Raw genomic sequence first — 14,272 nt, 5'->3', positions numbered from 1 at the left:
TTCATCCAACGGATTTAAGAAATGTAAGTACATATAAGCTTTGACTTATTTTAAAAAATAAGTTATATGAGTTTTTGAACCATTAAGGGATTAAGGAAAGTTAAGTGTAAAAACTTAATAAACTTGATTTCTCAATGGTTTTTTATTTAAAAATTAAAAAAATCTGCGCTTATCTGCCTAATCTGCGTGCTTATTATTTTACTGCAAAGGCACACGGTTTTTTAGCCAAATATAAAATCTGTTTTTTATCTGTTTAGGTATTAGTCAATCCGTTTTATCAATGTACTATTTTCCACTAAGCAATTATTTTTTTTATTTCTCTAATTTCTAAAATCCGTGTTCCAAAAAAAAGAATTGCACCATTCGTAAATGAATAAAGATTCTGTTTTTCTTATTTTTGTTTAGCCTACAATCCAACTCATGAAAAAAATTATTCTATTAATGACAACAATCACTACTTTGGGACAAAACAACTTCCAATACCCAAAAACCCAAAAAGGAACCGTAATCGACACCTATTTTGATACTTCAGTCCCAGACCCTTACCGTTGGCTCGAAGACGACCGTTCGCCTGAAACTACTGCCTGGGTAAAAGCGCAAAACGAACTCATTTTGGACTATTTGCAAAAAATCCCGTTTCGAGATAAAATTAAAACCCGCATGGAGGCTTTGTGGAATTATGAAAAAGAAAGTGCGCCTTTCAAAGAAGGTGATTTTGTGTACTATTTTAGAAATAATGGACTCCAAAATCAATCGGTCTTATGGCGAAAAAAAGAGAATGGACAAGAAGAAATTTTCCTAGACCCCAATACTTTTTCTACAGACGGTTCCACTTCTTTGGGGGAAATTAGTTTTTCCAAAGACGGTTCACTGCTTGCCTATTCCATTTCGGAGGGAGGAAGCGACTGGCGCAAAGTGATAATTATCAATGCCATTACCAAACAATCAATAGACGAAACCTTGATTGATGTGAAGTTTAGTGGGCTTTCATGGGTAGGCAACAAGGGGTTTTATTATTCCAGTTATGAAAAACCAAACGGAAGCGAATTATCGGCCAAAACCGACCAACATAAACTGTATTTTCATGCTATTGGAACAAAACAAAAAGAAGATAAGGTCATCTTTGGCGAAAGCCAAAAACGCCGCTATGTAGGAGGTAATGTGACCGAAGACGACCACTATTTGGTAATCACAGCAGCGAATGCTACTTACGGAAACGAACTCTATATTCTGGATTTGACACAAAAAGACAGCGCGATTATAACGCTCGTTGGTAATTTTGAAAATGATGTGAATGTCATCGATAATCAAGGCGATACGCTATTTTTAGAAACCGATTGGCAAGCGCCCAATAAACGTATTCTAAGTGTCTCAATGAAAAATCCAAGTCGGAAAAACTGGAAAGTGGTTATCCCAGAAACCGAAAATGTATTGAACATTGGCACAGGAGGGGGATATTTTTTTGCACACTATATGAAAGATGCGGTTTCAGTAGTAGAACAGTACAACACCCAAGGAACGAAAATACGAACAATAGCCTTACCTGATTTAGGTACTGCCTCTGGGTTTTCGGCTAAGAAAAAAGAAAAAGAGCTGTATTACACCTTTACCAATTATACAACAGCACCTACGATTTATAAATTGGATGTTGAGATAGGCAATTCGAAGCTGTACAGAAAATCAAAGGCTAAATTCAAATCCGAGGACTACGAAACCCATCAGGTGTTTTATACCTCCAAGGACGGAACCAAAATCCCGATGATGATAACCCATAAAAAAGGAATGGCACTCAACGGGAAAAACCCGACTATTCTATACGGCTATGGTGGTTTCAATATCAGTTTGACGCCTAATTTTAGCATCCCTAATGCGGTTTGGATGGAAAACGGAGGCGTTTATGCCGTCGCTAATTTGAGAGGAGGAGGCGAGTACGGCAAAAAATGGCATGAAGCCGGAACCCAACTCCAAAAACAAAACGTCTTTGATGATTTTATTGCTGCTGCCCAGTATTTGATAGACCAAAAATACACGACTTCGGACTATTTAGCGATAAAAGGCGGTTCCAATGGAGGCTTGTTAGTAGGTGCGGTAATGACCCAACGACCCAATCTTGCAAAGGTAGCTTTACCAGCCGTGGGAGTGCTCGACATGTTGCGCTACCATACGTTTACAGCAGGTGCAGGCTGGGCCTACGATTATGGTACCGCCCAAGACAGCAAAACCATGTTTGAGTACCTCAAAGGCTATTCGCCTGTACACAACGTCCAGAATGGCGTGGCCTATCCAGCGACTTTAATAACCACAGGCGACCACGATGACAGAGTCGTTCCGGCTCACAGTTTTAAATTTGCCGCCACCCTACAAGAAAAAAATACAGGACCTAACCCCATGTTCATCCGCATTGATGTCAAAGCAGGCCACGGAGCAGGAAAATCACTAAAAGCGACCATCGAGGAAAATGTCGATGTGCAAGCGTTTACTCTCTATAACATGGGAATCACACCGTCAAATTAACCAAATACGAATAAGAATGTATCCTGAATTTATTTCAGGAGCATAACCACTCATTTCACAACCCCGTCTCGTCCTGCTGTCCGCTGTATCCACGCCAAAAAAAGGCGTGGGATGCCGCTCCCATCAGGGCTATCGAGAAAATCCCTTTTTCATAATAATTATCAAACCGTTAATCGTTGAGATTGCTTTCAGCCAGTTCGGCTAAAGCCTCAAGTGACGGTTTTTTTTGTGTTTAAATCTCACGCTTTAAAGGTAGGGTAATACTTATTATTCCAATATGGAATACTGGTATTAATGTAAGAATATTGTATTGTGGAATATTGAAAATAAATTCTATGAATGAAAAAAAAATTAATAAGCATATTTCACATAAGCTAGTAAAAGCTCGTGAAGAAATGGGTTATACACAAATAAAAGTGCAACAAGATAAAATTATCAATCAAAGCAATTTGTCTAAGATTGAAAATGGTGTTAAGAGCATCAGCGCAGCAAAACTTTTTGTTTTAGCAAACTATTATAAAAAACCAATAGAGTACTTTTTTGAGAATGAAAAATAAAGAATTAAATTTTATTGATTTGTTTGCAGGTGCATCTGGTATGTCTGAGGGGTTTATTAAAGAAGGCTTCAATCCCATATGTCATATAGAAATGAATCCGGAAGCATGTATGACAATAAAGACAAGATCAGCTTATCATTATTTAAAAGGAAAAGGTAGTCTTGAAAGTTATTATAAATACATTAAAGGAGAGATTCCGCAGAGTGAATTATACAAAGAAATTCCAGATTGGATTCTTAGTTCTGTTTTAAATGTTGAAATTAATGATGATACTATTTCTGAACTTTTTAAAACAATTAAAAAATCAGGAAAAAAGATTGATGTAATAATTGGCGGTCCTCCATGTCAAGCATATTCACTTCTTGGAAGACATCAAGAGAATATTGAAAATGATCCTAGGAATAAATTATATATTCAATATGGGAGGTTTTTAAAGGAATTCAAGCCAAAAGCGTTTGTGTTCGAAAATGTACCCGGATTGTTGAGTGCAAATAAAGGTCAACATTTTAAAAATCTTAAGGCTTATTTCAGACGTATTGGTTATGAAGTATATCATGAAACTTTGAGTGCGGATGATTTTGGTGTATTACAAGCTCGAAAAAGAATCATTATTGTAGGTTGGAAAAAAGAAAAAGATTTTGGGTTTCCAGAATTTCAAAAAATTTTAAAGAAGTACACAGTAAATGATGCGTTTGAAGATTTACCAATGTTAAAGCCTGGTGAAGGTTCAAAAATCGCAAAATATACTGAGAAAAAAAATGAATATTTGGAGAAATTTGAATTACGAAATGGTGTCGATTTTGTGACTCAGCATATTTCGAGACCTCATAATTTAAGAGATTTAGAAATATATAAAACTGCAATTGATAAATGGAATAAAGGGAAAGAAAGATTAAAATATCCAGATTTGCCAGACCACCTCAAAACACATAAAAATGAAACATCTTTTACTGACCGCTACAAAGTAGTTGACGGTAATGGGGTTTCACATACAGTTGTAGCGCACATTGCAAAGGATGGGCATTATTATATACATCCAGATGAAAAACAATGTCGCTCTATTTCGGTAAGAGAAGCTGCAAGACTACAATCATTTCCTGATGATTTTTTCTTTGAAGGTTCACGCTCAGCTGCGTTTAAGCAAATTGGAAATGCTGTACCACCTTTAATGGCAAGTTCAATTGCTAAAAAGATTAAAGAAATGATATAGCATTTTTTCTTGAATTACATTATTAATAAATACCACAATTAAAATGATAATTAATCAACGGGGATGTGAAGTAAAGTTACATCTGTATTAACTATGTGAGTATGCATGAATTCAAGGCTGAAAATGCCAAACCTAATCCAAAATCTACAATTAACTCTTATCGTAGTTTTGGATACAATCTTTCAACAGCAATTGCCGATATAATCGATAATAGTATTTCAGCAAAAGCAGATATTATTATGGTTGATTATATATGGAAAGGGAAGAACTCAGTCATTTCAATTCTAGATAATGGCGAAGGAATGAATTTAGAGGACTTAATTATTGCCATGACTCCAGGTAGTAAAGATCCAGAAGCATTACGTGATGAAAAGGATCTGGGAAGATTTGGAATGGGTTTAAAAACAGCTTCCTTTTCTCAATGTAAACGACTAACTGTTGTCACAAAAAAAAGAGGGTTTTCTACAATAAAGCGTTGCTGGGATATAGATTTTATAAACCAAGAAGAAGAATGGACTTTGCTAGACTATGTTTCAGATCAATCTTATATTGATAAAGTAAATAGTCTAAATAATGGGAGCTTAATTATTTGGGAATCTTTAGATAGAATTGTAGGTGATTCCGAAATTGAAAATGAAGCAGTTAATAAAGCTTTTTATCAAGAGATGGCAAATGTTAGAGATCATTTGAGTTTAGTTTTTCATCGTTTTATTGAAAGTAAAAAAATCAAACTTTTTATAAATACTTATGAGATTGATCCATGGAATCCATTTCTTTTAAATCTTACTCCTAAGCCTGAAATGGGGCAATTAGAGGTACTTATAAATAATGTAGAAGTGACTTACTTTATTTTACCTCACATGTCGAAAATTAGCAATGAAGATTATGAAAAATCAGGTGGACCATTAGGATGGTATCAACAACAAGGTTTTTATATCTATCGGGGAGATAGATTGCTTGTTTCGGGTGACTGGTTAGGTATCGAAAAAAAGAGAGAATATTCAAAATTAGCTAGAATTGCAATCAACTTTCCTAATGCTAACGATTTTGATTGGAATCTTGATATAAAAAAATCAACTGCCACACCACCAATAGAGATAAGGAAAGAATTAGCTAGAATTGCTAAAATGGCAGTTATGAAATCGGCTAAAATATATAATTGGAGAGGGCAAAAAACGGTTTCCTCTGATTTTAACAGGCAGTCTTTTGAGAGTTTGTGGAAAGATGAAACAAACAGAGAAGGGATAAAAAAATATAAAATAAATAAGAAGCATCCAATTATAAAACAATTGCTTGATTCTGAAAAAGAAAACAAACTTTTTTCAAAAGCTTTAAAACTTATTGAAGAAAATATTCCGTTAGAACTAATTTTATACAATCAAAATGAGGATCCATCTTTTCATGAGCTAGAAAACATTCCTGAAATTCCTAGTGATGATTTAATTCAGTTAGCAGTAGAGTTATATAAAATTTATACCATCCAAGGGGTGCCAGAAAATTTAGCAAAACAGCAAATAATGAATTCTACACCATTCAATCTTTTTCCATTAATTAATGACTATCTAATATGAACGATTTAAATCAAACTGCTAAATTGGTCTGTTATGCATTTCTAAATATGTTATCTAAAGAAGAAATGACTGATGACGTTATTCTTAAAATAATAAAAGAAAAAATTGTTTCTGCACCAGAGTTTAATGCTGTTGATTTAAAAGAATTATTTGAAGTAATTAGATCTGAATGTGGTATTGGAAAAGGAGAAATAACAGTAATGTCTGATGATATTGATCCTTGGTTGAGTGAAGAAAAAAGCAATATAAATTTTGAATTATGGAATAGATATAAAATGTTTATGTCTCAAAATGATCCATCATTTCCCGTGAATGATTTAGATGATTTTACAGATAAAATTTTAGATAAATGTGTAAATCCAAAAGATAAAAAATCTTGGGATAGACGAGGAATGGTTGTCGGACACGTTCAATCTGGGAAAACATCCAATTACGTTGGACTAATAAACAAAGCAACAGACGCAGGTTATAAAGTAATTATTGTTATTGCTGGAACAATAAGTTCATTAAGAAGGCAAACTCAAGAAAGAATTGATGCAGGATTTATCGGAAGAAGTAGTTCTGCTTTTATCCTAGAAAATGAAAACAGACTTATAGGTGTTGGAAAATTAAAAGTAGAAACTGATATATATTCTCTTACTTCTTCATATTATAAAAGTGGAGATGAAGGTGATTTTAGCCAATCTGTTGCTAATCGCTTAAATATTCCTATTGGGAAAAATCCTGTTGTTTTTGTTATAAAAAAAAATAAAAGTATCCTTGAAAATTTAATCGATTGGTTTTCAAAAAATGAAAACATTCAAACCATAAATGGTACACCGAAATTGTTTGATGTTCCTGCTTTGATAATTGATGATGAAGCGGATGCAGCTTCGGTAAACACAGCAAAAGACATCAATGACGTTAAGACAATTAATAAATTGATTAGAACTTTACTTAATATTTTTAATCAAAATACATTTATTGGTTACACAGCAACTCCTTATGCCAACTTATTTATTTCACAAGATCACAATGAAGATTTAACGACAATTGTAAAAAATAAAGAATATAAAATTGGTGAAGATTTATTCCCGAGAGATTTTATAATCAACATAAAAGCTCCTACTAATTATGTTGGTGCGGCAAAAATATTTGGTTTTGAAAATCCAAATGGAACAGAAAATGAACCGTTAGACATTTTTCGAGCAATTGATGATTTCGATCCTCCTTTTTTTAAAACAATTAATAAATTTAACAAAGAAGACTTACCAGAATATTTGCCTAAAAGTTTAGAGAAAGCTATAAAATCATTCATTCTGACTTGTGCAATCAGAAGAGTTCGAGGTCACGAAAAGAAACATAATTCTATGTTGATTCATGTTGCTTTATTGGTAAAATGGATAGATAGAGTTGCTTATTTAGTTAATGATAAAATCCGAGAATATAAAAATGCAATCGATGGTAATGATGAATCTTTATTGATTGATTTGGAGCATTTGTATGAATCCGATTTTTTACCAACAACAGGAAATGTTTTAGAAAATTTAGATTATACAGACATACGAATCAAAGCTCATTCTTGGGAAGTAGTAAAAAAAGAATTGAAAAAGGCGGCTTCTAAAATTCAAGTCCGTTCTGTACATGGAACTCGTTCTACCACCAATTTAGAGTATCACAATATTGAAGAAATTGATTATAGTAGATACGATAATGGTTTATCTGTTATTGCAGTAGGAGGAAGCAGATTATCGAGAGGAATTACTTTGGAAGGATTATCTATAAGTTATTATTTAAGAACTACAAAAATGTATGATTCACTGATGCAAATGGGGCGTTGGTTTGGTTACCGTCCGGGTTATGTTGATTTATGTAGACTTTATACAACAGAACAAATTTTTGAATGGTTCAATCATATCACAATGGCAACAGAAGAAATGCGTGATGATTTTGATGAAATGACAGCAGCTTTGCAAAAACCAAAGGATTTCAAGCTCAAAGTAAGAAATCATCATGGGTTATTAACAATAACAAGTTTAGCTAAATTAAATTTTTCTGAAAAAATTGAAATTTCCTTTTCTGGTACAAATCCGCAAACCTATCAATTATTGAAAACGAAATCAGCAATTGAAAATAATTTTAATGCTTTAAAATCATTAATTTCATCATGTGGTTTTCCACATAAAGAAAATAGAATCGAAACAAATAAAGGAAACATAAGATATTTATTTTATCCTAAACAAAACATTGATGCAATTTGTGATTTTATTGATGCATATAAAATTGAACAGCCAAGTATAAAAAATTCAACTTTAAGCGATTATATAAAAAAACAAGAAAAAAACGGAAAGATAAATGAATGGAGTATTTGTATTGTTTCAAACACTGATCAAAAAGTATTTATTAATCGTTATGAAGAAAACCCAGACAATTCTAGAATACCTAGAGATGATTTAAAAAGTTATAATTTGGTTTATAATGAAGAATCAATAACTCTTGGGTGCAGCATTCGTAATCAACCAAAAAACACAAGAGGAAGCGAATTCTATTTGATTGCTAAAAATCAAATTGATGACTTAAAGGATAGACAAGTAGATTTATTAATAAAAAGCAATACTTCTAGTAAAGAAATTAAAAAACAAAGAGCAAAAGAAAAGAAAGGTTTATTATTAATTTACGCCTTAGATGAACGTGGAACACCAAATGTAAAAAATGATAAACCAATCATTGGATATAGCCTTCATTTTCCTATAATTGAGAATGAACAAAAAGTATCATATACTGCCACAATAAATAACGGTTTTGAAGATGAAATTCAAGAAGATGATGATTTAATTAACGAAGATGAATAATCATGGTTAGAATTAAATCTATATGGGAAAGTCATGTTCCTACTGACGAAATTATTATAAAGACACGTCTTGAACATGTAAAACCTTTCATATGTTTTGCCGCAACAAATCATTTGACTGGAAATCATTTGTACATATTCGAAGCGTCAAAAAATGCTAAAATCCCTGAATTTAAGAATTTTAAATTTAAAGGATTATTTATTGAAATATTTGAATTTGAAGAATCAAAAGAATTACATATTTATCTTTTAGACAATCAGCTTAAAGAAATTTTTAGCTTGTTTATAGAAAATATTGTTGAGGAAATTTCTAAAAGTGTTACAGAAAATGAAGCGTTAATTGAAACTTCTAATGTTATTTTAAAATGGAAAAAACTTTTTGATAAGATAAATTTTCAAGGTCTCACTGTTGAAAAACAAAAGGGATTAATTGGAGAATTGCTGTTTTTTAATTCATTATTAGATGAAGAATATTCGATTGATAAGCTATTAGAAAGTTGGACAGGTCCAGATTTTAACGATAAAGACTTTCGTTTTGGTTCATTTGGTATTGAAGTAAAGTTGACTTCATCAAAAGTTCCAAAAGTTAAAATTTCAAGCGAAAGGCAATTAGATAATGAAAATTTAACTAAACTATATTTAGTATTATATGTAGTTGAAGAAGTTAAAGATAAAGGGTTTTCATTAAATTCTATCATTGAACAAATCAGAACGAAGATTAATAACAATCAAAACGCCTTAAAGTTTTTCAACGAAAGACTTTTATTGGTTGGTTATTTTGTTGAAGATTTTGAAAATTACAATCGTCAATATGCTTTTAGAAAAAGAAATTTTTATGAAGTTTCTAATGATTTTCCAAAACTAGTAACCTCAGATTTGCCAATTGGTTTATTTGATACAAAATACAACATTGAATTATCAGCTATAGAACAATTTTTAGTTAATAATGAATCAATTCTTGAATTAATAAAATAATGGAAAGAGGATTAAAAAATTATATTGAAGCTATTCAGTCAGATGTAGCAGCATTGGTATATTCAGATGGTGAAGGAGCAAGTTTTGAAGATAAATTTACAGAATATTGTATTGAGATACTTGATAGTATTGGTAAGTCAGAAGGTGCTAGGGTATTGTCTTATATTAATCCAGATTCTCAAGGAAGAATTGATTGGAAAATAAATGGATATTGTCTAAAAGATGAGTTTAAAGATGATTCCAATAAAGTTTATTTTGAAACCTTAGATTTATTCATAACCTATTATAATCATAATTCATATGATTATAATATTCAAAAAATTGATTTTGATAAAAGTATTAACCAAATTAAAAAATTTATAAATGCGGCTCTCAAAGGTCATATAGACTATGTAGATCCAGCTCAAACAGAACTAAATCAACTTTTAAAAATTATAGTTAAACAAAAAACAAACTTCGACAGAATAAATATTTTTTTCTTGATAAACGGTAATTCAAATTATGAATTAGAAAAAGTTTCAATAAAAGGATATGAAGATTTAGATGTATTTATCCATGTTTGGGATATTCCAAGGTTTTATAAATTAAGTGAATCATCAAGTAATAGAGAGCCAATAGAAATTGATTTTAAAACCTTAATTTCTAATGGTCAACATGGAATTCAATGTTTAAAAATGCCTGACATCAATGAGTTGTATGAATGCTATTTAGCAATTCTTCCTGGCGAAGTTCTAGCAAAACTGTACAAAGAATATTCAAATGAATTATTAGAAAGTAATGTTAGGGCATTCTTAGGTCAAACAGGTAAATTCAACAAAGGTATTAGAGATACAATAAGAGAAAAACCTCAAATGTTTTTACCATATAATAATGGTATAACTGCGACCGCTGAAAATGTAGAGACAATAATAAATGAAAATCAGCTTTACTTAACTAAACTATTAGATTTTCAGATTGTAAATGGAGGTCAAACAACAGCATCATTATTCCATACTCAAAAGAAGTTTAAAGATACCGATTTAAGTAATGTTTTTGTTCAAATGAAATTAACTGTTATTAAAGATGTAGAACAAAAAAACATTGAAGTTCCAAATATTGCTAGGTATGCAAATAGTCAAAACAAAGTATCCGAATTAGATTTATCTTCTAACAACCCCTATTTTGTTCAAATTGAATCGTTATCTAGAAAAAAATATGTTATTGATCCAGACAATAGAAATAAATCAACTTTGTGGTATTTTGAGCGTGTTAATGGTCAATATAAGGAGTCTTTGAACAAATTAGCCACTCCAGTTCAACAAAGAAAATTCAAAGAACAAAACCCGACCAATCAGAAATTTGTTAAATCTGAAATAGCTAAATATATAAATCTTTGGGAATTAGAGCCTCATTATGTTTCACAAGGAGCACAGAAAAATTTTATTCATTACACAAAAAAAATTAATGAATTAGTAAAGAAAAACAAATTTCCTGGAGAGAATTTTTATAAAAAGTTAATAGCTAATGCAATTCTTTTTAAAACGGTTGATAAACTTTTTGGTAGAAAAAATATTGATGCAATTGGAGATACCAATTTAAAATCGTTCACAGTTGCTTATACAGTATCTTATTTTCACTTTTTAACCGAAAATAGGCTTGATTTGTGGAAAATTTATGAAGAGCAAAGAATAGACACAAGACTAAGTAATGAACTGCAAAAATTAATAGTTTTTGTTTATCAGCATATGGTTAGTTCTTCAAATAACTCACTTATCTCCGAATATGCAAAAAGAGAATCAAGTTGGAAGTTATTAAAGGAAGAAAGTTATAAAATCGATTTTACACAATATTCTGATTGCTTCATAACAAGCGATTTAGTTTTAGCAAGAGAAATTGAAACAGAAGAAGTTGGTAACAAATCGGAAAATAATTTGATGAGTATCAATACTATTTTAAGCTTTGGGAATAAATTTTGGGATGGTGTTTCTAAATGGTCTATTAACATTGAGGAATTAAAAGATTTTACAACTGATACTTGGGAAATAGCTAATAAAATAAAAAAAGCAAAAAATCTTAATAGCAGAGATATTTCAATTGGAAAAAAAATTCTTTCACACATCGAAGAAAATAATGTAAACATTGATATAATTAAATCATTATCGAACGAAATTGAAGTTGCTGTTGTCGATGTTAAAGCAATATATGATAGATTAAAGTTAATTTCAAAAAGTGATTGGTCTAAAATATTTGATCTCGGTGAACAAACTAAAATATTTGACAACCTTGAACTTTTAAATTTAAAATCAGTACAAAAATCTATTTCAAAAAATGAAATTATAAAAGAAGTTAATATAATAAACGCACTAAAATCATTAAAGAAATTAAAGAAATATGGATTGGAATTTTAATTCTATAATATCTATAATATTAATCCATCCCCAACCATTCCTCACTACCACTTTTATAATCACCATAACGCAACTAGTCTTGGAATACGGGCTTGTCAGCTGATGGCTTGTTGAGGGAATTACAACCTCGATTACGGATTGTTTTTGCCATAAAAAAGCCCCAAATAGTGATCCACTACTTGGGGCTACTGTATTGATTCGAAATTTTTAAGGTCTAATTTCGTTGTTTTGAATCAAATCAAGATACAAGTTGATTTTGTCTTTTAATTCTTTTCTAGCGCTGATAAAGTCTAGGAAACCGTGTTCTAATAAAAACTCAGCGGTTTGAAATCCTTCTGGTAAGTCTTTACCTGTGGTGTCTCTTACCACACGTGGGCCCGCAAAACCAATTAAGGCGCCTGGCTCAGCGATATTGATATCTCCTAACATGGCGTAAGAAGCAGTAGTTCCACCAGTGGTTGGGTCTGTACATAAAGAAATGTAAGGCAATTTAGCATCGGCTAATTGTGCTAATTTAACAGATGTTTTGGCCAATTGCATTAACGAATAGGCGGCTTCCATCATACGCGCTCCTCCTGATTTTGAAATCATCAAGAAAGGCAAACGGTGTTTGATTGCATAATCAATTCCTCGAGCAATTTTTTCCCCTACAACAGCTCCCATAGAGCCACCAATAAAGGCAAAATCCATACAACAGATGACCAAATCTTTTCCTTTTGATTTTCCTACACCTGTGCGTACAGCATCTTTAAGTTTGGTTTTTTCAGTAACTTGTTTTAGACGGTCAGAATACTTCTTTGTGTCCACAAAATTTAAGGTGTCCTTTGAAGTTAAGTCTTTGTCCAATTCAATAAACTCATTATTGTCAAACAAGATTTCAAAATAAGTGGCACTACCTATTCTCACATGGAAACCATCTTCTGGACTTACAAATAAATTGCGTTCTAGTTCGTCTGCATCAATGATTTTTCCAGTAGGAGATTTGTACCATAGCCCTTTTGGAACATCCATTTTGTCTTGGGTAGCAGTAGTGATTCCTTTTTCTTGTCGTTTAAACCAAGCCATAATTTCGAATTTTGAATTTTGATAATTAGGATTTTGGAATTAGGAGTTAAAAATCTTCAATTCCAAAATCCTTAATCCTAAATTTATAAAGTATTTACGTTGTTTAAGTCAGCAAATGCTTGTTCTAATCTTGTGTTGAATGTTACTTCACTCTCACGTACCCATTTTCTTGGGTCGTAGTATTTTTTGTTAGGCACATCGTCACCCTCTGGGTTACCAATTTGAGTTCTCAAATACTCAATATTTTTGGTCATATAATCACGAATACCTTCTGTGTAAGCAAATTGCAAGTCAGTATCAATGTTCATTTTGATAACACCATATCCAATTGCTTCTCTGATTTCTTCAATTGTAGAACCTGAACCACCGTGGAAAACAAAATCAATTGGGTTTGCCTCTGTGTTGTATTTCGCTTGAATGTATTCTTGAGAATTTTTAAGGATTTTTGGTGTCAATTTTACGTTACCTGGTTTGTACACCCCGTGTACGTTTCCAAAAGCTGCTGCTACTGTAAATTTAGGACTTACTTTTGATAATTCCTCGTAAGCATAAGCTACTTCTTCTGGTTGTGTATATAATTTAGAGCTATCCACATCTGAATTGTCCACTCCGTCTTCTTCACCACCCGTGATTCCCAATTCAATTTCTAATGTCATCCCCATTTTGCTCATACGAGCTAGGTATTCTTTACAGATTTCGATGTTTTCTTCGATTGGCTCTTCTGATAAATCAATCATGTGTGAGCTAAATAAGGGTTTTCCTGTAGCAGCAAAATGTGCTTCAGAAGCATCCAATAACCCGTCAATCCAAGGCAATAATTTTTTTGCACAGTGGTCTGTATGTAAAATTACAGTAGCACCATACGCCTCAGCAAGTGTGTGGATGTGTTTTGCACCAGCAATTGCACCAGCAATTGCCGCTTTTTCACCTGCGTTTGATAATCCTTTACCTGCATTGAATTGTGCACCTCCGTTAGAGAATTGAATGATAACAGGAGCATTTAATTTTGCTGCTGTTTCAAGTACTCCGTTGATTGTGCTTGAACCAGTTACGTTTACTGCTGGAAGAGCAAATCCTTTTTCTTTTGCATAGTTGAAAATTTCTTGAACTTGATCTCCTGTAGCTACGCCTGGTTTAATGTTGTGTGCCATTTTAATTGTTTT

At 32.0% G+C, this 14,272-nt stretch carries 9 protein-coding genes; 7 read left to right on the top strand and 2 right to left on the bottom strand.

Annotated features, from left to right (window positions below; genetic code table 11):
• The first annotated feature begins 420 nt into the window (after positions 1-420).
• The 7 genes from K5R64_RS10030 (at position 421) to K5R64_RS10000 (ending at position 12,044) form a co-directional block, all read left to right on the top strand.
• On the top strand, positions 421-2,514 hold the full coding sequence (locus K5R64_RS10030) for a prolyl oligopeptidase family protein (RefSeq protein ID WP_220763157.1): 2,094 nt from the start codon (positions 421-423) through the stop codon (positions 2,512-2,514).
• Positions 2,515-2,849: 335 nt separating this feature from the next.
• Positions 2,850-3,071: a helix-turn-helix domain-containing protein gene (locus K5R64_RS10025; protein WP_220763154.1), complete on the top strand. Its 222-nt coding sequence runs from the start codon at positions 2,850-2,852 to the stop codon at positions 3,069-3,071.
• Positions 3,061-4,281, top strand: coding sequence for a DNA cytosine methyltransferase (locus K5R64_RS10020; RefSeq protein ID WP_220763152.1), 1,221 nt, complete (start codon positions 3,061-3,063; stop codon positions 4,279-4,281). The genes K5R64_RS10025 and K5R64_RS10020 overlap by 11 nt, the downstream gene beginning before the upstream one ends.
• 101 nt (positions 4,282-4,382) lie before the next feature.
• A complete protein-coding gene (locus K5R64_RS10015; protein WP_220763150.1) occupies positions 4,383-5,852 on the top strand; it encodes an ATP-binding protein in 1,470 nt (489 codons plus the stop codon).
• Positions 5,849-8,683, top strand: coding sequence for a Z1 domain-containing protein (locus tag K5R64_RS10010; protein WP_220763148.1), 2,835 nt, complete (start codon positions 5,849-5,851; stop codon positions 8,681-8,683). Before K5R64_RS10015 ends, K5R64_RS10010 begins: the two co-directional genes overlap by 4 nt.
• A 2-nt stretch (positions 8,684-8,685) precedes the next feature.
• A complete protein-coding gene (locus tag K5R64_RS10005) occupies positions 8,686-9,657 on the top strand; it encodes a PD-(D/E)XK motif protein (RefSeq protein WP_220763146.1) in 972 nt (323 codons plus the stop codon).
• Entirely contained in the window at positions 9,657-12,044 is a 2,388-nt protein-coding gene (locus tag K5R64_RS10000) for an AIPR family protein (protein ID WP_220763145.1), read from the top strand. The genes K5R64_RS10005 and K5R64_RS10000 overlap by 1 nt, the downstream gene beginning before the upstream one ends.
• Positions 12,045-12,251: 207 nt before the next feature.
• Here K5R64_RS10000 and accD read toward each other — a convergent pair whose 3' ends face one another.
• Together accD and fbaA are read right to left on the bottom strand one after the other, a co-directional pair.
• Positions 12,252-13,109 (bottom strand): acetyl-CoA carboxylase, carboxyltransferase subunit beta, encoded by an 858-nt coding sequence (accD, locus tag K5R64_RS09995; protein WP_220763144.1) that lies wholly within the window; start codon positions 13,107-13,109, stop codon positions 12,252-12,254.
• 83 nt (positions 13,110-13,192) lie between these two features.
• Positions 13,193-14,260 (bottom strand): class II fructose-bisphosphate aldolase, encoded by a 1,068-nt coding sequence (gene fbaA / locus K5R64_RS09990; protein WP_220763143.1) that lies wholly within the window; start codon positions 14,258-14,260, stop codon positions 13,193-13,195.
• Between the last annotated feature and the right edge of the window lie 12 nt (positions 14,261-14,272).

The organism is Flavobacterium sp. UMI-01 (assembly GCF_019656315.1).
Lineage (GTDB): Bacteria > Bacteroidota > Bacteroidia > Flavobacteriales > Flavobacteriaceae > Flavobacterium.
The sequence above is the reverse complement of the archived record's forward strand: the minus strand, read 5'-3'. Positions and strand labels throughout refer to the sequence as shown.

What these genes read in the sequence shown, in the direction of transcription:
- K5R64_RS10015 (WP_220763150.1), top strand. Translation starts at nt 4,383, where the DNA reads ATGCATGAATTCAAGGCTGAAAATGCCAAACCTAATCCAAAATCTACA.
- K5R64_RS10020 (WP_220763152.1), top strand. Translation starts at nt 3,061, where the DNA reads ATGAAAAATAAAGAATTAAATTTTATTGATTTGTTTGCAGGTGCATCT.
- fbaA (WP_220763143.1), bottom strand. Translation starts at nt 14,260, where the DNA reads ATGGCACACAACATTAAACCAGGCGTAGCTACAGGAGATCAAGTTCAA.
- K5R64_RS10030 (WP_220763157.1), top strand. Translation starts at nt 421, where the DNA reads ATGAAAAAAATTATTCTATTAATGACAACAATCACTACTTTGGGACAA.
- accD (WP_220763144.1), bottom strand. Translation starts at nt 13,109, where the DNA reads ATGGCTTGGTTTAAACGACAAGAAAAAGGAATCACTACTGCTACCCAA.
- K5R64_RS10000 (WP_220763145.1), top strand. Translation starts at nt 9,657, where the DNA reads ATGGAAAGAGGATTAAAAAATTATATTGAAGCTATTCAGTCAGATGTA.
- K5R64_RS10025 (WP_220763154.1), top strand. Translation starts at nt 2,850, where the DNA reads ATGAATGAAAAAAAAATTAATAAGCATATTTCACATAAGCTAGTAAAA.
- K5R64_RS10005 (WP_220763146.1), top strand. Translation starts at nt 8,686, where the DNA reads ATGGTTAGAATTAAATCTATATGGGAAAGTCATGTTCCTACTGACGAA.
- K5R64_RS10010 (WP_220763148.1), top strand. Translation starts at nt 5,849, where the DNA reads ATGAACGATTTAAATCAAACTGCTAAATTGGTCTGTTATGCATTTCTA.